Origin of the sequence: Burkholderia sp. MBR-1 (assembly GCF_013822785.1) — a bacterium.
In the GTDB taxonomy this organism is placed as follows: Bacteria; Pseudomonadota; Gammaproteobacteria; order Burkholderiales; family Burkholderiaceae; genus Burkholderia; species Burkholderia vietnamiensis.
In genome coordinates this window covers 1,783,525-1,801,579 of record NZ_CP053610.1, presented here as the reverse complement: position 1 = coordinate 1,801,579, position 18,055 = coordinate 1,783,525, and the positions used below count along the sequence as shown (strand labels likewise).

The window sequence follows — 18,055 nt, the reverse complement described above, 5'->3', positions numbered from 1 at the left end:
CCGACACGGCCCGCCGCACGCATGCGCACGCGGCGGGCATCGGCCGTCAGGCCGTCGTGTCGATGATGCCGGGGATCTTCACGTCCGGGTTCACGTCCGCGTCGTAGTCGACGCCGGCGATCTCGAAGCCGAACAGACGCAGGAACTCGGTCTTGTAACCGGCGAAGTCGGTCATCTCGTACAGGTTGTCGTTCGTGACCTTGTCCCACATCGCGACGACCTGCGCCTGCACCTGCGGATCGAGCTCCTTGTAGTCCGCGCGCAGCCGGCCTTCGTCGTCGATGTGCGGCGTCGCGCCGTACATGCTGTCCTTCAGCAGCCCGTACACCTGCTCGATGCAGCCTTCGTGCGTGCCCTTTTCCTTCATCACCTTGAACAGCAGCGACAGGTACAGCGGCATCATCGGGATCGCCGAGCTCGCCTGCGTGACGACGGCCTTCAGCACCGACACGCGCGCGTCGCCGCCATGCACGGCGAGCTTCTCGCGGATCGACACGACCTTCTTGTCGAGATCCTTTTTCGCCTCGCCGATCGAGCCGTTCCAGTAGATGTCGTGCGTGATCTGCTCGCCGAGATACGTGAACGCGGTGGTCTTCGCGCCGTCGGCCAGCACGCCGGCGTCGGCGAGCGCGTCGATCCACATCTGCCAGTCCTCGCCGCCCATCACGGCGACGGTGCCGTCGATCTCTTCCTGCGTCGCCGGCTCGAGCGTCACCTCGCGGATCGTTTCCTTGTCGGTGTCGAGGCCGCGGAACGTCACCGACTTGCCGACCGGCTTCAGCGTCGAGCTGATCGTCTCGCCCGTCTTCGGATGCGTGCGGCGCGGCGCGGCCAGGCTGTAGACGACCAGATCGACCTTGCCGAGGTCCTGCTTGATCGTGTCGATCGTGATCTGCTTGACCTTGTCGGAGAACGCGTCGCCGTTGATGCTGCGCGCATAGAGCCCCTTTTCGGCGGCGAATTTCTCGAACGCGGCGCTGTTGTACCAGCCGGCGGTGCCCGGCTTGGTGTCGCTGCCGGCGCGCTCGAAGAACACGCCGAGCGTGTCCGCGCCCGAGCCGAAGGCGGCCGAGATCCGGGCCGCGAGGCCGTAGCCGGTCGACGCGCCGATCACGAGCACCTTCTTCGGGCCGTTGGCGATCGGGCCGTGCGAAGTCACGTAGTCGATCTGTTCCTTGACGTTGGCCTCGCAGCCGACCGGATGAGTGGTCACGCAGATGAAGCCACGCACGCGCGGTTTGATGATCATGAAATCCTCTTGTCAGAAAGGCAGGGACGGCCTGAAAACGGAAAAATCCCGCGCATTGTAATGGAAGCGGCGGGCGCGGCGGGCGCGGTGGGAACAGGGCGGCGCTTGCGAGCGTCGGGTCGGACCGCCGCGGCGCGTGCGTGCCGCGGCGCGTAGCCGGGCCGATGCGGGCGGCGCGACGGCGGCGGAAACGCCGATTTCACGAGCGCGCGCTGTCGATTTCCGCGCGCTCGTGTATAAATCCGACGTGACCGCGTTCGGCCGCGCCGTGCCGGCCGACCGCTCCGCTCTCGACCCTCACAAGGAGCCCGCATGCTGCAGATCCTCGGCAAGATTCCGTCCATCAACGTGCGCAAGGTGCTGTGGCTGTGCACCGAACTCGACCTGCCGTTCGAGCAGGAAGACTGGGGCTCGGGTTTTCGCTCGACCAACGACCCCGCCTATCTGGCGCTGAATCCGAACGGCCTCGTCCCGGTCATCAAGGACGACGATTTCGTGCTGTGGGAATCGAACACGATCATCCGCTATCTGGCGAACCGCTACGGCGACGACGCGCTGTATCCGGCCGACCCGCGCGCTCGCGCGCGGGTCGATCAGTGGATCGACTGGCAGGCGTCGGACCTGAACCGTTCGTGGGTCGGCGCGTTCCTCGGCCTCGTGCGCAAGTCGCCGCAGCATCAGGACCCGGCCGCGATCGCGCAGTCGATCGCCGGCTGGACCAACCACATGCAGGTGCTGAACGCGCACCTCGACGCGACCGATGCGTTCGTTGCCGGCGAGCACTTCACGCTCGCCGACATTCCGATCGGCCTGTCGGTGAACCGCTGGTTCGGCACGCCGTTCGAGCGTCCCGATCTGCCGGCGGTGCAGCGCTACGTCGAGCGTCTGGCGACGCGCGAGGGCTTCAAGAAGTACGCGGGCAGCGCGAACCCGTAACGATGCACGCGGCGTCGCGCGCGTGCGGCCGCGTGCTGCGACGTTGCAACGTCATCGGCCCGCCGCCGGCACCGCCTGCAGCACGCGCGCGAGAAACGCGTCGTGATTCCACGCGGATTCCGGCCGCGACAGCCCGAGCCGCACGACTACCAGCTGGCGGCTCGGCACCACGCTCACGAACTGGCCTTCATGGCCGACCGCATGAAACGCGTCGGCCGGCAGCGCGCTCGCGGCTCCATCGTGAGCGTCGAACGGCTCCGGCACCTTGACCCACAGGTGCGCGCCGAATTCGCCGCGCGTCGACAGCGGCGTCGGGCGCGTCAGGTAGCGCACCCAGCCTGCCGGCAACAGCCGCCGGCCGTCCCATACGCCGTCCTGCAGCAGCAGCTGGCCGAAGCGCGCCCAGTCGCGCGCGCTCGCATACATGAACGACGCGCTGCCGAGCGTGCCGGCCGCATCGGGCTCGAACACTGCGCTGCGCATCCCGAGCGGCGCGAACAGCGCGCGGCGCGGAAAGGCGAGGTAATCGGCGTCGCTGCCGCCCATCGCTTCGCGCATCACGCGCGCGACGATCGCGCTCGTGCCGCTCGAGTACTGCCACTGCGTGCCCGGTCGCGCGGCGAGCGGCATCGCGGATGCGAAGCGCGCGGTGTCGGGCTGCGTGAACAGCATCACCGCGACGTCGGACAGCGGGTCGTCGTAGTCCTCGTTGAATCGCAGGCCGCTCGTCATGCGCAGCAGCTCGTCGAGCGTGATCGCCGCGCGCGGGTCGCCGCTGCCGCGCCATTCGGGCAGCAGCGCCGCCGCCTGCGGCGACAGCCGGTGCTGCGCGACCAGCATGCCGACCAGCGCGGCCGTCACGGTTTTCGTCATCGACCAGCCGGGCAGCGGCGTGTCGGCGGTGAAGCCGGGCGCATAACGTTCGGCGATCACCTGGCCGCGCCACATCACGACGACCGCGCGCGTGCGCCGCGGCCGGGCCGGATCGGGTTCGTCGAAGGCGCGGTCGAGCGCGTGCTGCAGCTTGCCGGTGTCGATGCCCGATAGGGCGGCCGGCGCGGCTACGGCCACGGCGTGCGGCGGATCGGCAACGGGCGGCAGCGCGGCCGGCAGTACATCGTGCGCCGGCCCGAGCGCGAGCGTGCAGCCGAGCCCTGGCCGGAAGTCGGCCTCGCGTCGCGCGAAACCGGCGAACGTCGCGACCGCGCGCCGATGCTCCGGATCGAGCGACGGACGCACGAGCTTCAGCAGCGGATGAACGCCGGCCATGATGTCGACGTCGATCACCGATGCGGCCGGACGGCCCGACACGAACACGCCCGAACACAGCGCCTTGGCCGCATAGCCGGTGGCGATCGGCGCGAGCCGCGACAGCATGTAGCCCGCATAGCCGAGCGTGACGGCGACTGCGACGGCGGTGCCGCGCAGGATCAGCGATTTGAACGGGAGCGTCATGCGCGAGCGTCCTCGGTGGCGTGCCGGCCGGCAACGATCCGGCAGTGTCGCAGGTTCGGGCGACGCGGTGCAATCGCGCGCGCGTGACGAACGGCGGCAGCGTGCATCGCGCGTCGCTGCACGTGCGATGGCGCGACCGGCAAGCCGGCAAACGCGCGCCGGAGATGCGCAGGTTGAACTGCGGACGGCGGCCGGTCGATAATCGACCGGCATCGTTACCCCTCGAACCCAATCCAGAAACCGGAAAACGCCATGTCCTACGACAACAACAACCCGTTTGCCAGGATCCTGCGCGGCGAACTGCCGTGCGTGAAGATCGCCGAAGACGACGCCACCGTCGCGATCATGGACGTCATGCCGCAGGCCGACGGGCACGTGCTCGTGATCCCGAAGGAGCCGGCCGCGCAGCTCTTCGAGCTGTCCGGCGACGCGGCCGCGGCGAGCATCCGCATGACGCAGCGCGTCGCGGCGGCCGTGCGCGACGCGCTCGGCCCGGACGGCATGTTCATCGGCCAGTTCAACGGTGCTGCTGCGGGCCAGACGGTCCCGCACGTGCATTTCCACGTGATTCCGCGCTGGGAAGGCGTCGAGTTGCGGATGCACGCGCGCGACTTCGCCGATGCGGCGACGCTGGAAGCCCTCGCGCAGCGCATCCGCGCACGTTTCGTGTAACGGCCGCGCGGCTCGCTCCGGCCAGCGCGCGAGCACGCGCGCGCCGCGCCGCCCGCCGCGACTGTTTCCGCGGTGACGCCCGGTAACACCTGTAACGGCCAGCGAAACGCCTCCCGCGGAGGCCGGCGCTAGACTCCGCGCATCGCTACACCGGGCGACGGCAACGCGGATCGGCGCATGCGGCCGTACGGTCGCGCGCCGCGACGGCACGGCGCTCGCGCGGTGCGATGCGTTCTTTTCGCCGGAGTCGAGCCATGTACAAAGTCCTCATCTCGTTTGCGCTGATCGCCGGCCTGTCCGGCTGCTATGTCGCGCCGCCTTACGGCTACGCGCCCGCGCCCGCGTACGGCTATGCGCCCGCCTATTACGGTTATGCGCCGGCCTATTACGCGCCGGCGGTCAGCGTCGGCATCGGCGGCCACTTCCGCATCCGCTGATCGCGCGGTACGCGCGGCGCGTGCAGCATGCGCGCCGCGCGGCCGTGTCGAGCCGGCGTGTTCACATTGCTGCGCGTCGTGACGCCGCGTTCTCCGTACGTCGCGCCATCCCATCCCAACTCTGTCGCGCGAGCCATCGACGGCTTGCTCGTTCATTGAGCCGGCTGCGCCTCGTCCTATTCTTCACGTGGATTCCGCCCGCCGCAGGCAGCCGCTGCGACGAACCCGCAATGCATGCGTAGCGCAATGCGCGCGTCGATCGGACTCCGCGTGTCGCGCGATCGTTGCCGCCGCGTGCGGCTGCGCCGATGTGTTGCCACGTGTGTCCGAAGCGATGCCTCGCGCCCGTTCCGGCCCGCGCGGAAACCGTGGGCGGCCGCCGGCGGAGCCCCGTCCGACGGGCCTTCGCGGCCGATTTTCGGCAAGCTTTTCCGGTTCGGTTTCGGCGAACAACTTGTTACCGAATGACGGCGGCAAGGACCTGCGAGCGGTGCTATTCTTCGCCGCAAGCTCATTGAAATGAATTGGTCGCGGTTCCGCACAATGCCGGAGTCGACGCCGACCGGTTCGGATCGTGGTAGCGAGCGGACCTTCAATAACCAGATTGCGAACAAGGAAGAATACGGGAATGTGGAAGAAAATCGCCCCCGCTCTCGTCGTCGCCGTGCTGACCGGCGCGACTGCAGTGCCGGCAATGGCCGGTGACCTGAACAATGCGCTTGGCGGCGCGCTCGGCGGGGTTGCCGGCGCAGCGGTCGGCGGCGCAGTCGGCGGCAGCACGGGTTCCGTGATCGGCGGCGCGATCGGCGGCGGCGCGGGTGGCGCGGTGACGTCGAACCGTCGCGAGCGCACCGGCGCGATCATCGGCGGCGCGCTCGGCGGCGGCGCAGGCACCGCGGCGGGCAACGCAATGGGCGGCCGCACGGGCGGCCTGCTGGGCGCGGCGGTCGGCGGCGGCGCCGGCGCGGCGCTCGGCGGCAACCTGTCGCGCAGCTCGTACGACCGCGACCATGGCGATCGCGGCTATCGCCATCGCAAGCACCGTCATCACCGCGACTGGGACTGATCGCGACGGGCCTCGCACGGTGCGCGACGCGCGCACCGGCGCGCCCGATCCGGCAGGCGCGGCGGCCTCGCAGAGGCCGCCGTCGCCGACGAAACCTGCAGTCTTGTCGTTCCTCCGCAGTCCTTCCCCGGCTACGCTCGATTGGCCGGCGCATTCTCTCCTGCCGTACCTTCTCCTCTTCGACGACATCGCGCGCTACGTTCCCTTGTAGCCGTTCGGCATACGCGCGTACATCCATGCAACTGCTCGGCACAGAGCCCGATGTCCGCCGACACCGTCACGATTCCCCCCGACGCGCACAACTCGCGCTCGCCGAGCCTCGGCACCGGTAGTGCGGAATCGAATGAAAGGCATCGCAACATTTAATTGGTCGATCGCAATCGACTTCGCTATCGTCAGCGCTGCCCGCGTACGGAATCGAGCGTTGCCGTCCCGATCCCGTCCCGCGTGACGCCGAGCGTGTGCGGAGCGGCAAGCATCGGCGCGCGCCCGGATCCGCGCACGGCCCCGTCGCGAAGCCTGTCCGACCGAACGAAGGCGCTGTCGTGCGACGCGGCCGCGTTGCGCAGCGGACGTCGGACCAACCCATTGCCTGGATGCCTTATGTCGAAGACTACGTATTACGCGCCGCATGGCGGCCACCCGCCGCAGACCGATCTGCTGACCGATCGCGCGATGTTCACCGAGGCGTACGCGGTCATTCCGAAGGGAGTGATGCGCGACATCGTGACGAGCTGGCTGCCGTTCTGGACCCACACGCGCCTGTGGGTGATCGCGCGCCCGCTGTCGGGTTTCGCCGAGACCTTCTCGCAGTACATCGTCGAAGTGAATCCGGGCGGCGGCAGCGACAAGCCCGAGCAGGACCGCAACGCCGAAGCCGTGCTGTTCGTCGTCGAGGGCGAGGCCGAACTGACGCTGCAGGGCAAGCAGCACACGCTGAAGCCGGGCGGCTATGCGTTCATTCCGCCGGGCGCCGACTGGACGCTGCACAACGTCAGTGATGCCGCGGTGCGTTTCCACTGGATCCGCAAGCACTATCAGGCCGTCGACGGCATCGCGCTGCCGGACGCGTTCGTGACCAACGAGCAGGACGTCGAGCCGATTCCGATGCCGGGCACCAACGGCGCATGGGTGACGACGCGTTTCGTCGACATGAGCGACATGCGTCACGACATGCACGTGAACATCGTGACGTTCGAGCCGGGCGGCGTGATTCCGTTCGCCGAGACGCACGTGATGGAGCACGGTTTGTACGTGCTCGAAGGCAAGGCCGTCTATCGCCTGAACCAGGACTGGGTCGAGGTGGAGGCGGGCGACTTCATGTGGCTGCGCGCGTTCTGCCCGCAGGCGTGCTATTCGGGCGGGCCGGGCCGCTTCCGCTATCTGCTGTACAAGGACGTGAACCGCCACATGAACCTGACGCTGAATCCCGCGCGCTGAGCATCGCGCGTCGGATCGGAGGAAACGCCAGCGCATGCCGGCGTCTTTTTGGGTGATACGGGGCGTGTGCGTCGCGTGCTACTTCAGGCCGAGGGAACCGGCGGCCAGCATCGCGACCTGCAGCGGCGTATCGGCCGTTCGTCCGTCGTCGATCGACCACACCGCGGACAGCCCGGCCCACGCGACGATCCATTGCAGCAGCCGTTGCCGGTCGATCTGCGCGGCGTCGGCGACGAGCGCCACACGGCGCTCGAAGCGCGCGCGATCGACCGCGAGGTCGTGCGCGGGATTGCAGAACAGGTTCGCATAGTCGAATGCGCGCTCGCCGTGCAGGCCCTTCGGGTCGATCGCGAGCCAGCCGCGATCGCCGAAGTTCAGCACGTTGCCGTGATGGATGTCGCCGTGCAGCACGGCTTCGTCGACGGGGGGCGGCCAGCAGCCGCTGGGCTATCTCGGCCGACACGCGCAGCACTTCGTCGTGGCCGTCGTCGCGCGCGTGCGCGAGCAATGCGTGGAACCAGTCGCGCAGCGGCACCGTCGCGGGCGGCTGCGGCGCGCGATGCGCATGCAGCCGCGCGACGGCGTCGCACGCGATGCGGATCGCATCGTCGTCATGGCCGGCGGCCGACAGCTCGCCCAGCGTCGGCGTCGCGCATGCGCGTTCGAGCAGCACCGCGTCGCGATCGTGCAGCCATACCCGCGCGGCGCCGTTGCCGTTCCACCACGTCATCAGCGCGTTGCCGCGCCGCTCTTCGTCGCAGGTCGCGACCTTCAGCATCGCGGGCTGCGCATGCCGGGTGACCGGCAGCACGCCGCCGCTCGCGCTGAGGATCGGGCCGCCGTCGGGAACGAGATCCCATCGGCGCAGATAAGTGTCGAACATGCAGACGATGGTACAGGCGAAGCCGCCCGCGCGCAGGGCGCGGCGCCCGGGGCTGAGGCCCGTGCATCGGCCTTTCCTAAATAAAATTTAGCCAGTCAAAGTTTGGCTAAAGAATGTTCCGGTATCGCGGCATCCCTTCGACAATGCGCGCGTTTCGCGATCGACGAACGCCGCTGCGGCGCGCGCGGTCGCCACATCGAATCAGGAGCCTGCATGATCCATCGCACCGCCGATCCATCGTCGCGACCACGAGTGTGTGCGGCATTGCCGCGCCGCTGTGTTCGGCGCATCCCGCTCGCGGTGACCGTCTCGCCCGACTACTACATGAAGACTACCGACGACGGAACCCTATCGGTGGCCGTGAAGCCGCCGCGCATGGCGCGCGTCGGCCGACGCGATTTCGCACATGCGCGATCCGCGCGCAGTACGCGCAGCGACGACTTCGCGCCTTTGATCCGCCGCGTCGTCGCGCTCGGCGCTTCGGGAACCATCGAGCGCCACGCGCAACGCAAGCCGGCAACGCCGCTGCCCGCGATCGACGCAGCCGGGCGCGCGCGTGTGCGCGGCCTGTTTCGTATCGAAAGCTGAGGCGCGCACGATGCATACGCTATATCTGATTGCGATCGTTGCGGAAGCGATGTCGGGCGCGCTGATGGGCATGCGGCGCGGGATGGACCGGTTCGGCCTCGCGCTGGTCGGCGCGGTGACGGCGCTCGGCGGCGGCACCGTGCGCGACGTGCTGCTCGGACACTATCCGCTCGGCTGGATCGCGCATCCGGCCTATCTGCTGATCACGCTCGCGGCCGCGACCGCCGCGTCGTGGGCTGCGCGGCACCTGTCACGGATGAAGACGCTGTTCGTGACCGTCGACGCGATCGGCCTCGCGGCGTTCACGATCATCGGCTGCGACATCGGCGCGTCGACCGGCGCGGCGCCGATCATCGTCGTGCTGGCAGGTGCGATCACCGGCGTGTGCGGCGGGATGCTGCGCGACCTGCTGTGCAACGAGGTGCCGCTGGTCCTGCGCGACGAACTGTACGCGAGCGTCGCATTGTTCACGGGCGGGTTGTACGTCGGCATGCAGTATCTGGGTATCGGCGCGGGGCCGGCGACGATCGTCGCGCTCGTGGCAGGCTTCGCGACGCGGATGCTCGCCGTGCGACTCGGATGGAAATTGCGGACTTTCGCGGTCGCGGATGTCGAGCGCTGAGCAATCGTGCCGGCGCGAACCTTGGCGCGCTGCTCGGGCAGCGGGGCTGACACGCGGAGATGCGGCGCGCTGGTGGTGCCGGTCGTGCCGGTCACACGCCGGAGCCTGAATACGGGGAGGGCATGGCGAGCGCCCTGGACATGCGGTCATCGACGCAACAAGCGGCGAACGATGGCCTACATCGCTACAGATGAGGAGCGTTCACGACAAATGGACGGAAAACGGCCGATTCGCCGGCGTGCTGCATAGGCGGCGGGGTTCGCTTGGCTCACACCGGCAACCCGGCAACCCGGCAACCCGGCGGACCGGGGGCCGGCAAACCGGGAGAACGGGGAGAACGAGGCGAACGAGGCGAACGAGGCGAACCGGGCGAACCGGGCGAACCGGGCGAACCGGGCGAACCGGGCGAACCGGGCGAACCGGGCGAACCGGGCGAACCGGGCGAACCGGGCGAACCGGGCGAACCCGCCCCCACGGCCCAACCGCCCCGCACGAAGCCTGCCCCACCATCCGCCCGCCCCACTACGCCAACGATTCGATCCGAATCAACAGGTTGCGCGCATGCGCGATGAACGCCTCGTGCGTCGCACGATCCCCATGACCTTCGAACCCGCCTTGCTCGGCGAACGCGAGCTGCTCCGCATAGAGATCGACGACGGCGCTGCGTGTATCCGGCGGCAGCGCGCGGATCATCGACACGAGCAGCAGCTCCTGCGCGCGCAACATGCCGGACAGCGATTGGGCGTTCATGCCGACCTCCTCGAACGATGCGGCGGCGTGCCGCTCGTTTCATAGTAGGCGCTCGGCGCGCCCAACGGAAATCAGCCGGCGGCCGTGGCGGCGCGTGCGTCGCGCACCGTGCGGGCGACGCGCTCGACGAATTCGACATCGACGCTCGACAGCGCTTCGCGCTTGCCGTCGGGCGTCTCGACCATCAGCCGGTACGTGACGTCCTGCGTGGTCCAGGCGAGATAGCCGACCACGACCAGCATCACGCCGACCACCAGCGCGGCGCTCGATGCGCCGATACCGCCGGCCACGGCGACGGCCGCGCCGATCAGCGAGATCAGCCACGGTACGAGACGATTTTTCGGAATCTTGACGACGTCGACGTTGCGAATGTCACGCAGCGGAAAGACCTGCCCGGCGGCCGACAGGCCGTTGCGCGTGATCGTCACGCCGCGTTCGTTGAATGCGTTTTCCATCGTGTGTTGCGTGGACGAAAACGCGCAGCGTAGCAGACTTCGCTGCCACGTCAAACGGGACCGAGTGCCGCACGAGCCATGCGCGCGGCGCAACCGGCCGCGGCGGGCGTCAGAACTGCAGCCGGCCGTCGCCGTACAGGCGGCCCGGCACGTGCGACGCGACGACCTCGGCGATCTGTTCGTCGGTCGATTCGGCCGGCACGATCTGGCGCCGCGCGGGCGCGTCGAGGTGCATCGTCCATTCGACGAGCCGGTACGGGCGACCCCACGGCCGCAGCATTTCCACCGACACGCGGCAACTCTGGACCGGGAGCGAATGCTGGCGCGTCAGAATCGCGTGCAGATGGCTGAAAACGGTATCTTCGATCATCATGGCCTCCGATCCTGTCTTGTGAGCAGTTGCTGGCGGTGCCGTAGTGGTTCTCAAAAAAAAGAAGCCGCCGATGCTCAGGCGGCCAACAGGGGGGGTGAGAGCATCCTCTCAGCCCAGAATTAAGCGAAACTTAAAAGCGCATAAAAAAGCGCCCCGCACGCGGGGCGCTGCTTGCCGGCGGGGTCCGCGAACCGCGCGGACCCTCGGCCGAGTGCCTTAGAACTTGTGGCGGATACCGACGCGCACCGCGAGCTGGTTCTGCGAGTTCGTGCCCGACGTGCCGAAGTAGCTGCTCGTGCTCGAGCCGATCGCCGCTTGCGCGCCGTCGCCCGACGCGTCCTGGTAGATCACCAGGCCATACACGTCCGTACGCTTGCTGAGCGCGTAGTCGAGCGCGAGGTTGCCCTGGTTCCAGTGAGCCGAGCCGCCGTTGCGCGTCGCGTTCGTGTACGTATAGCCCGCCGCTGCCGACAGCGCCGGCGTGAATGCATACTTCAGGCCGCCTTCATATGCGTTGAAGAACGTGCCGCCCGCGCCCGAGATCGTCGAGAACTGCGTACGCGTCCACAGCAGCCATGCCGTTGCCGGGCCCCACACGTAGCGGCCGCCCACGCCGTAGGTGCGCAGGTCGCGGATGTTCGACAGCGCGAGGTTCGCGATCGTCGTCGAGAACGCCGGCGCCGACTGGCTCGGGTAACGGATGTCCGTGTAGGCCGCACCGATCGCGAACGGGCCGTTCGCGTAGTTCATGCCGAAGCTGTAGGCACGCGACGAGCCGCCCGTGTTCGTGGTGCCCGTGCCCGGCGCACCCGCGAAGTCGGTCGAGTTCGAGAAGCCGTACAACGCGCCGAACGTGAAGCCAGAGTAGTTCGCACTCTGGAACTTCACGGCGTTGTTGATGCGGCTCGACGTGAGCTGGTCGACGTCGTTGACGTGGTATGCGTAGTTGCCCGCGACCGTGTTGCCGCCCGTCGAGTAGGACGAGCCGAGGATGTCGGTCGAGAACGAATACTGACGGCCGAACGTCAGCGTGCCGTACTGCGTCTGGCTCAGACCGACGTAAGCCTGGCGGCCGAACATCGCGCCGCCCTGACCGGCCGCGCCGGTGCCGACGCTGAAGCCGTTTTCGAGCACGAAGATCGCCTTCAGGCCGCCGCCCAGGTCTTCCGTACCGCGCAGGCCCCAGCGGCTGCCTTGCGCGATGCCGTCGTCGAACTTGAACAGCTTGCTGCCGGCCGCGGTCGAGCTCTTGGTGCTGTGGTTCACGTAGCTGATGCCGGCGTCGATCACGCCGTACAGCGTGACGCTGCTTTGCGCGTGGGCGGTACCGGCCGTTGCTGCCAGGATGGCGATGGTCAACAGTTTCTTGTTCAAAGGATTCTCCGAGCGAGTAAAGGGCTTTTACAGTTGCGGCTCCGGCGCTCTCTATGGGCGCTCTCACGGACCGGCGGCAACTTTATCGACGGACCACTTAATGAATGTGACAGCGTTGTCATCTGACGAATATGTGGTTCTGATGCCACAGTCGCTCCCGCGCGATCGCGCCACGGGTTATGCCGAACGCGCGCGTCATTCCATCGCTGTCCGGAATATGCACATGAAATAAGCTTGGTTGGTGCCGCTGAGCGGGCGTGCCACGATGCGCGCTCCATCACGAAACGGGACAAGAGCACACCATGCGACGTTCGATCCTGACCGGCCTCGGCGCGCTTGCCGCGGCGCTGGCCTTTGCCTCATCCGGCGCGCACGCCGATTCGCAGACCTTGAAGATCGGCACGATGAGCGGCCCCGATGCGCAGATCTGGAGCGAGGTGACCAAAGTCGCCGCACGCGAGGGCCTCGCGATCAAGGTGATCGAGTTCAACGACTACGTGCAGCCGAACGCGGCGCTCGACGCCGGCGACCTCGACGCGAACGGCTTCCAGCACCAGCCGTTTCTCGACAGCCAGATCAAGCAGCGCGGCTACCGGATCGTCAACGTCGGGCTCACCTACACCGCGCCGATGGGCTTCTATTCGAAAAAGCTGAAAGCGCTGAAGGACTTGCCGGCAGGTGGGAAGGTCGGCATCCAGAACGATCCGTCGAACGGCAACCGCGCGTTGCTGTTGCTGCAGAAGTACGGGGTGATCAAGCTGAAGCCGGGCGTCGGCACGAACGGCGTCAATGCGACGCCGCTCGACGTCGCCGAGAATCCGAAGAAGATCAGGATCGTCGAGCTCGATGCAGCGCAACTGCCGCGCGCGCTGCCCGACCTCGATGCCGCGTCGATCAACACCGACTATGCAGTGAAGGCCGGGCTCACGCCGGTGAAGGACGCGATCGCGATCGAGGACCTGCGCGGCCCGTATGCGAACCTGATCGCGGTGCGCGCGCAGGACAAGGACAAGCCGTGGGTGAAGAAGCTCGTCGCGGCCTATGAATCGGACGACGTGCGCAAGTTCATCGACCGGACCTTCGGCGGCGCGATCGTGCCGGCGTTCTGAGCGTCGACAGCACGTCGGCCGCTGCCGGGCCGCTGCGCCGGGGCATCGGTCGCATTCGCCTGAGCCGAAAAGCAAATCGCCCGCGCAAGCGGGCGATTTCGTTGATGTTGATGCACGCGGCGATAGCGCCGCGGGCCGTTCGCTCAGGCCGACAGCAGCGAGCCGCTGCGGATCGGCGTCGCGCCGGCGATGCGCGCGACTTCCATTCCGGCGGTGGCGAACCGCACGACCTGCCGCGCGTACAGCACGCCCGACACGCTGCTCTTCAGCGTGATCACGCGATCGGTCAGCGGATCGACGATGTCGGCCACTTCCTGGCCGGCCTCGATCCACGCGCCGACCGGTGTGCGGAACACGATCACGCCCGACACCGGCGCGACCAGCGGATCGGTGCCCGCGAGCGGCGTGGCCGGGTGCGCGAGCGGCGGCAGCGGCGCCGGCGTGCCGTCGATCAAGCCGCGTTCGGTCAGATAGTCGACGATCGCTTGCGCGTCGTGCTCGGCCAACTCGTACGACACGTCGCGTTCGCTGCGCAACTCGACCGTGACCGAGATCGCGCCGTTCGGGATCGGGAAGCGATCGCCGAACCGGTCGCGCAGATCCGACCAGCAGAAGCTGTGGATTTCATCGAACGGATTGCCGACCGAATTCAGCGCCAGCAGCGACGCCTGCGCATTCAGATAGCGCGCCAGCGGCTCGACGTCCTGCCAGAGGTCGGGGTTCGTGTACAGGTGCATGACCGCGTCGTTGTCGCAGTGCAGGTCGAGCACGATGTCGGCGTCGAACGACAGCTTCTGCAGCGCGAGCCGCTGCGACTCCAGCTCGGTGCGCGGCTTCTGCTCGTCGAGCGCTTCGCGCATCGCGGTGCGCACCGCGGCGACGTTGCGCTGCGCGTCGCCCGTCAGCCGGCCTTCGATGCGCGGCAGCACGAGCGCGGCGAGATCGTGGAAATTGCGGTTGAAGTTCTGCATCGAGCCGAGCTCGAAGCGGCCCAGGTGATCGCCGAACACATGTTGCGCGAGGCCGATCGGGTTCGGCACCGGCACGATCACGACTTCGCCGCGCAGCTTGCCCGCCGTCTCGAGCGCGGCGATCTTGCGGCGCAGCAGCGTGGCGACCAGCATGCCGGGCAGTTCGTCCGCATGCAGCGACGACTGGATGTAGACCTTCTTGCCGCCGCGCGGGCCGTAGTGGAAGCTCGTGATCTGACGTTCGGTGCCGATGGCGGGGGAAATCAGCGGATGGGTCTGCGTTTGCATGATGGGGGAAGGCGGCGCAGCCGCGAATGATCCGGTATGCGTGGAAGGTCGATTGTACGTTGCCTTGCGCGAAGCTATCAAACCGCGTCGGCGGTATCGCGTTTTCCGTTGCGAATCATCGGCTTGGCGCGAAAACAATCGCCCGCGGGGCGCGTCCCGCGCGAGCGTTCGCGCAGCCTTGCGCCGCGCCGGCGCAAAAAAAACGGGCTCCTTGCGGAGCCCGTCTGCGCGGCTGCAAAGCGCGCGTTGCGCGCTGTTACTTGCCGTACACGTCGAAATCGAAGTACTTCTTCGCAATCTTGTCGTACGTGCCGTCCTTGCGCATCGCGGCGATCGCGCCGTCGATCTTCGTCTTCAGGTCGGTGTCTTCCTTGCGCAGGCCGATGCCCGCGCCGTTGCCGAGCGTCTTCGGATCGTCGAGGTCCTTGCCTGCGAAATCGAAGCCGGCGCCGCGCGGCGTCTTCAGGAAGCCGATCTCGGCTTGCACGGCGTCCTGCAGCGCGCCGTTCAGGCGGCCCGAGATCAGGTCGGCGTAGACCTGGTCCTGGTTCTGATACGGGACGACGGTGACGCCCTTCGGCGCCCAGTACGTCTTCGCGTAGGTTTCCTGGATCGTGCCTTGCTCGACGCCGATCGTCTTGCCCTTCAGCGATTCGGCCGTCGGCAGCAGGCCCGCGCCCTTCTTCGTGACGAGGCGCGTCGGCGTGTTGAACAGCTTCGCCGAGAAGGCGATCTGTTCCTCGCGGGCCGGGGTCATCGACATCGACGACAGCACGCCGTCGAACTTGCGGGCCTTCAGCGCCGGGATCATCCCGTCGAAGTCGTTCTCGATCCACACGCATTTCGCGGCGATGCGGCGGCAGATCTCGTTGCCGAGGTCGACGTCGAAGCCGACCACCTTGCCGTCGGCGCCTTTCGATTCGAAAGGCGGGTAGCTTGCGTCGACGCCGAAGCGTACGGTCGACCAGTCCTTCGCGTATGCAGTGCCGGCCGATACGGCCAGCAGGGCCACGGTCACAGCCGCAAGAATCTTTTTCACTCGGTGACTCCTCGTTTTGTTCGATGGGTGCGCGGTTGTGCCGCGCCGTAAGCGTTCGCCCCGGCGCGGCTTCGCGTCGGACGGTCCGTTTCGCATGCCCGATGCGGGCGCGCGACGTGCGCAAGATTATCAAGACAAAATACCGGCAGGGCGCCTAGGACATGCCCCGATACCGGCCCGGACGGCCGCGCTCGCGCGATGCGGCCGTTTCAAAGCAAGGAACGATTCAGCCTAGCGTTTCGTTGACCGCGCGCTGCAGGCATGTGACGAATTGCGACACGGCGGGCGTCGGCAGCAGGTCGCGGCGGGCGATGATCGACAGGTCGAAGCGCGGCATGGTTTCGTCGAGATCGGCCGTGCGGATGCCGAGCGGCGCGACCATGGCGGCCAGCGGGCGCGTGAAGCAGCCGATCACGTCGGAGCGTGCGACCAGGCCGAGCGTCACCGCGAACGACATCGGCGAACGCAGCAGGCGCTTCGGCAGCGGCAGGCCGCGCGCCTCGAACATCGCCATCATCACGCTGTGCGGAAACTGCTCGGCGCCGACGGTGACGATCCATTCCGCGTCGAGTAAATCCTCTAAACGGCGCGCGTGCGCGAGCGGGTGGCCGTCGCGCATCACGACGGTGAACTCGGTGGACAGCAGCGGCGTCTGCGTGAATTCGCGGTCGAGCGCGGGCACATGGTGCATCGCAGCGATGTCGAGCGTGCCGTTGTGCAGCTGCGCGAGCGCGTCGGGCACCGTCACTTCCTCGAGATGAAGGCTGACGTTCGGCATCGCGCGGCGGAACGCGGTGACCGCGTGCGGCAGCGCGGTCAGCGCGATCGACGGCATCGTGCCGACCGCGACGCGGCCCGACATCTCGCCTTTTACCTGCTCGACGGCTTCGACGGTGCGGCGCATGTCGCCGAGCAGCTGCTCGGCGCGCGGCAGCAGCGCATGGCCGCACGCGGTCAGGTCGACGCCGCGCACGCTGCGCACGAGCAGCTCGGCGTTCAGCGCGGTTTCGAGTTCGCGGATCGTATGCGTGATGGCGGGCTGCGTGACGCCGAGCTCGCGCGCGGCGGCGCGCAGGCTCTTGTGATGCGCGACGCAGACGAACGCGTGGAGCTGCGCGGTGTTCAGGTGGTTGCGGATGCGGGTCATCGATCGGTTCGAGGCTGGCGGCGGCGCGGTGGCGCGGTGGCGTTGACGCGGGGATCGATAGGGTAGCGCGGGGGTGGGGGCGGTGGTGGGGTGGACAAAAAACGCCGGGGCCGCGGGGGTGGCTTCGTTTGCTCGCCGTTACTTCATCGAGGCCCGTGATTCATCCGTTTTAGCCAGCAACTGGTACGAGCACGCTGCCTCGTGAGCCGAGGGTTAGCCGCGAGCGCGTCTTCCTTGCGCGCGGCCCGCCAGTAAGCGCCGAAATGCGTCATTCATCAAGCTGGGTCGTGTGGCGTATTGTGAGGGTTATACGACCTTTGAGCCATTCGGCTCCAGTTCCATAATTTGCGCAGCAATCAAGCCGGATCAAGAGCACAAATGCGATTGCCCATTGATCTCCCGGTTTGATCAATTTCGCGCAAACGAAAGGAACAGAGAATGAGGCTTAAGAACAAATCGGCTTTGATTACCGGCGGCACTAGCGGAATCGGTCTCGCGACCGCGAAGCTCTTTATTGCAGAAGGCGCTCGGGTCGCGGTGACCGGTCGCGATGTCGCTGCATTCGAGCGTGTGAAGGCCGAGCTTGGCGACGATGCATTGGTTTTCAGGGCCGATGTGCGTTCGATCGACGACATGCGTGCCGTTGCCGCCCAGTTAAAAGAACGGTTCGGCGGCCTGGATGTCGTATTCGCCAACGCTGGCTGGGCTTTCCCGTCCGCAGTGAATGACATCGACGATGACCTCTACAACGAGATCATGGACATCAACGTCAAGGGCGTGGTCTACACGCTTCAGGCGATGCTGCCGGAGTTGCGAGAGGGCGCCTCGGTCATCCTCAACACCTCGTTCGTCGCCCAGACCGGCAAGCACGGCATATCGTTGACCGCGGCAGCCAAGGCCGCCGTGCGATCGCTTGCCCGTAGTTGGTCCTACGAGTTTCTCGATCGCAAGATCCGGTTCAACGCGATCGCGCCCGGTGGCACGGACACGCCCCTGCTCAGCAAGTGGGGGATGTCGGACGAGGACGTCCGCAACTTCAAAAGCGAGTTCGCGAAGACCATCCCGGTTGGCCGTCTGGCAAAGGCAGAGGACATTGCCTACGCAGCGCTCTATCTCGCCAGCGACGAATCCTCCTACGTGGTCGGCAGCGAACTGGTTGTCGATGGCGGCGCCTCGCAGCTTTAAGCCAGAGCACTCGGGT

18 protein-coding genes and 1 pseudogene are annotated in these 18,055 nt (G+C 67.4%); 9 read left to right on the top strand and 10 right to left on the bottom strand.

Annotated elements, in window-relative coordinates:
- Positions 1-46 precede the first annotated feature (46 nt).
- Entirely contained in the window at positions 47-1,249 is a 1,203-nt protein-coding gene (fabV, locus tag MBR110_RS22660; protein WP_014724132.1) for an enoyl-ACP reductase FabV, read from the bottom strand.
- A 312-nt stretch (positions 1,250-1,561) separates the two neighbouring features.
- Between fabV and MBR110_RS22655 the strand changes: the two genes are divergently transcribed.
- Positions 1,562-2,185, top strand: a complete 624-nt coding sequence (locus tag MBR110_RS22655; RefSeq protein ID WP_045577639.1) for a glutathione S-transferase family protein — start codon at positions 1,562-1,564, stop codon at positions 2,183-2,185.
- 51 nt (positions 2,186-2,236) lie between these two features.
- On the opposite strand, the gene MBR110_RS22650 is transcribed toward MBR110_RS22655, so the two are convergent.
- A complete protein-coding gene (locus MBR110_RS22650) occupies positions 2,237-3,640 on the bottom strand; it encodes a serine hydrolase domain-containing protein (RefSeq protein ID WP_059460652.1) in 1,404 nt (467 codons plus the stop codon).
- A gap of 252 nt (positions 3,641-3,892) precedes the next feature.
- Between MBR110_RS22650 and MBR110_RS22645 the strand changes: the two genes are divergently transcribed.
- The 4 genes from MBR110_RS22645 to MBR110_RS22630 all read left to right on the top strand — a co-directional run bounded on the left by MBR110_RS22645 (position 3,893) and on the right by MBR110_RS22630 (position 7,255).
- Positions 3,893-4,312: an HIT family protein gene (locus MBR110_RS22645; RefSeq protein WP_011880984.1), complete on the top strand. Its 420-nt coding sequence runs from the start codon at positions 3,893-3,895 to the stop codon at positions 4,310-4,312.
- Positions 4,313-4,566: 254 nt separating this feature from the next.
- Positions 4,567-4,749: a hypothetical protein gene (locus MBR110_RS22640; protein WP_011880983.1), complete on the top strand. Its 183-nt coding sequence runs from the start codon at positions 4,567-4,569 to the stop codon at positions 4,747-4,749.
- A gap of 628 nt (positions 4,750-5,377) precedes the next feature.
- Positions 5,378-5,815, top strand: a complete 438-nt coding sequence (locus MBR110_RS22635; protein ID WP_011880981.1) for a hypothetical protein — start codon at positions 5,378-5,380, stop codon at positions 5,813-5,815.
- A 603-nt stretch (positions 5,816-6,418) separates the two neighbouring features.
- Positions 6,419-7,255 carry a bifunctional allantoicase/(S)-ureidoglycine aminohydrolase gene (locus MBR110_RS22630; RefSeq protein ID WP_011880980.1) on the top strand — a complete coding sequence of 279 codons (837 nt, stop codon included), beginning with the start codon at positions 6,419-6,421 and terminating at the stop codon, positions 7,253-7,255.
- A gap of 78 nt (positions 7,256-7,333) precedes the next feature.
- Here the strand turns inward: MBR110_RS22630 and MBR110_RS22625 are convergent.
- Positions 7,334-8,138 (bottom strand): annotated as a pseudogene (locus tag MBR110_RS22625) (aminoglycoside phosphotransferase family protein).
- 324 nt (positions 8,139-8,462) lie between these two features.
- Here MBR110_RS22625 and MBR110_RS22620 point away from each other — a divergent pair.
- Both MBR110_RS22620 and MBR110_RS22615 read left to right on the top strand, forming a co-directional pair.
- Positions 8,463-8,726, top strand: coding sequence for a hypothetical protein (locus tag MBR110_RS22620; RefSeq protein ID WP_226097757.1), 264 nt, complete (start codon positions 8,463-8,465; stop codon positions 8,724-8,726).
- A gap of 10 nt (positions 8,727-8,736) precedes the next feature.
- Entirely contained in the window at positions 8,737-9,348 is a 612-nt protein-coding gene (locus MBR110_RS22615; protein ID WP_181709352.1) for a trimeric intracellular cation channel family protein, read from the top strand.
- Between the two features lie 522 nt (positions 9,349-9,870).
- Here the strand turns inward: MBR110_RS22615 and MBR110_RS22605 are convergent.
- The 4 genes from MBR110_RS22605 to MBR110_RS22590 all read right to left on the bottom strand — a co-directional run bounded on the left by MBR110_RS22605 (position 9,871) and on the right by MBR110_RS22590 (position 12,300).
- Positions 9,871-10,098, bottom strand: a complete 228-nt coding sequence (locus tag MBR110_RS22605; RefSeq protein ID WP_011880976.1) for a hypothetical protein — start codon at positions 10,096-10,098, stop codon at positions 9,871-9,873.
- A 71-nt stretch (positions 10,099-10,169) separates the two neighbouring features.
- The gene (locus MBR110_RS22600) at positions 10,170-10,553 is read right to left on the bottom strand and encodes a DUF6232 family protein (protein WP_011880975.1); all 384 of its coding nucleotides are present in this window, start codon (positions 10,551-10,553) and stop codon (positions 10,170-10,172) included.
- Between the two features lie 109 nt (positions 10,554-10,662).
- Positions 10,663-10,923, bottom strand: coding sequence for a DUF2866 domain-containing protein (locus tag MBR110_RS22595; protein WP_011880974.1), 261 nt, complete (start codon positions 10,921-10,923; stop codon positions 10,663-10,665).
- A 219-nt stretch (positions 10,924-11,142) separates the two neighbouring features.
- Complete coding sequence (locus MBR110_RS22590) at positions 11,143-12,300, bottom strand: porin (protein ID WP_011880973.1); 1,158 nt, start codon at positions 12,298-12,300, stop codon at positions 11,143-11,145.
- Positions 12,301-12,602: 302 nt separating this feature from the next.
- Between MBR110_RS22590 and MBR110_RS22585 the strand changes: the two genes are divergently transcribed.
- Entirely contained in the window at positions 12,603-13,409 is an 807-nt protein-coding gene (locus MBR110_RS22585; protein WP_034193379.1) for a MetQ/NlpA family ABC transporter substrate-binding protein, read from the top strand.
- 143 nt (positions 13,410-13,552) lie between these two features.
- On the opposite strand, the gene MBR110_RS22580 is transcribed toward MBR110_RS22585, so the two are convergent.
- The 3 genes from MBR110_RS22580 to MBR110_RS22570 form a co-directional block, all read right to left on the bottom strand.
- Entirely contained in the window at positions 13,553-14,668 is a 1,116-nt protein-coding gene (locus tag MBR110_RS22580; RefSeq protein ID WP_011880971.1) for a succinylglutamate desuccinylase/aspartoacylase family protein, read from the bottom strand.
- Between the two features lie 256 nt (positions 14,669-14,924).
- Entirely contained in the window at positions 14,925-15,707 is a 783-nt protein-coding gene (locus MBR110_RS22575) for an ABC transporter substrate-binding protein (protein WP_011880970.1), read from the bottom strand.
- A gap of 226 nt (positions 15,708-15,933) precedes the next feature.
- Complete coding sequence (locus MBR110_RS22570) at positions 15,934-16,854, bottom strand: LysR family transcriptional regulator (RefSeq protein WP_011880969.1); 921 nt, start codon at positions 16,852-16,854, stop codon at positions 15,934-15,936.
- Between the two features lie 438 nt (positions 16,855-17,292).
- On the opposite strand from MBR110_RS22570, the gene MBR110_RS22565 reads away from it, so the two are divergent.
- Entirely contained in the window at positions 17,293-18,039 is a 747-nt protein-coding gene (locus tag MBR110_RS22565) for an SDR family oxidoreductase (protein WP_014724123.1), read from the top strand.
- Positions 18,040-18,055: the final 16 nt, after the last annotated feature.

Bases quoted from the DNA above. Each gene is read 5' to 3' on its own strand.
- MBR110_RS22615 (WP_181709352.1), top strand. From the start codon at position 8,737: ATGCATACGCTATATCTGATTGCGATCGTTGCGGAAGCGATGTCGGGC.
- MBR110_RS22620 (WP_226097757.1), top strand. From the start codon at position 8,463: ATGAAGACTACCGACGACGGAACCCTATCGGTGGCCGTGAAGCCGCCG.
- MBR110_RS22655 (WP_045577639.1), top strand. From the start codon at position 1,562: ATGCTGCAGATCCTCGGCAAGATTCCGTCCATCAACGTGCGCAAGGTG.
- MBR110_RS22600 (WP_011880975.1), bottom strand. From the start codon at position 10,553: ATGGAAAACGCATTCAACGAACGCGGCGTGACGATCACGCGCAACGGC.
- MBR110_RS22595 (WP_011880974.1), bottom strand. From the start codon at position 10,923: ATGATCGAAGATACCGTTTTCAGCCATCTGCACGCGATTCTGACGCGC.
- MBR110_RS22570 (WP_011880969.1), bottom strand. From the start codon at position 16,854: ATGACCCGCATCCGCAACCACCTGAACACCGCGCAGCTCCACGCGTTC.
- MBR110_RS22585 (WP_034193379.1), top strand. From the start codon at position 12,603: ATGCGACGTTCGATCCTGACCGGCCTCGGCGCGCTTGCCGCGGCGCTG.
- MBR110_RS22645 (WP_011880984.1), top strand. From the start codon at position 3,893: ATGTCCTACGACAACAACAACCCGTTTGCCAGGATCCTGCGCGGCGAA.
- MBR110_RS22635 (WP_011880981.1), top strand. From the start codon at position 5,378: ATGTGGAAGAAAATCGCCCCCGCTCTCGTCGTCGCCGTGCTGACCGGC.
- fabV (WP_014724132.1), bottom strand. From the start codon at position 1,249: ATGATCATCAAACCGCGCGTGCGTGGCTTCATCTGCGTGACCACTCAT.
- MBR110_RS22650 (WP_059460652.1), bottom strand. From the start codon at position 3,640: ATGACGCTCCCGTTCAAATCGCTGATCCTGCGCGGCACCGCCGTCGCA.
- MBR110_RS22580 (WP_011880971.1), bottom strand. From the start codon at position 14,668: ATGCAAACGCAGACCCATCCGCTGATTTCCCCCGCCATCGGCACCGAA.
- MBR110_RS22605 (WP_011880976.1), bottom strand. From the start codon at position 10,098: ATGAACGCCCAATCGCTGTCCGGCATGTTGCGCGCGCAGGAGCTGCTG.
- MBR110_RS22630 (WP_011880980.1), top strand. From the start codon at position 6,419: ATGTCGAAGACTACGTATTACGCGCCGCATGGCGGCCACCCGCCGCAG.
- MBR110_RS22640 (WP_011880983.1), top strand. From the start codon at position 4,567: ATGTACAAAGTCCTCATCTCGTTTGCGCTGATCGCCGGCCTGTCCGGC.
- MBR110_RS22565 (WP_014724123.1), top strand. From the start codon at position 17,293: ATGAGGCTTAAGAACAAATCGGCTTTGATTACCGGCGGCACTAGCGGA.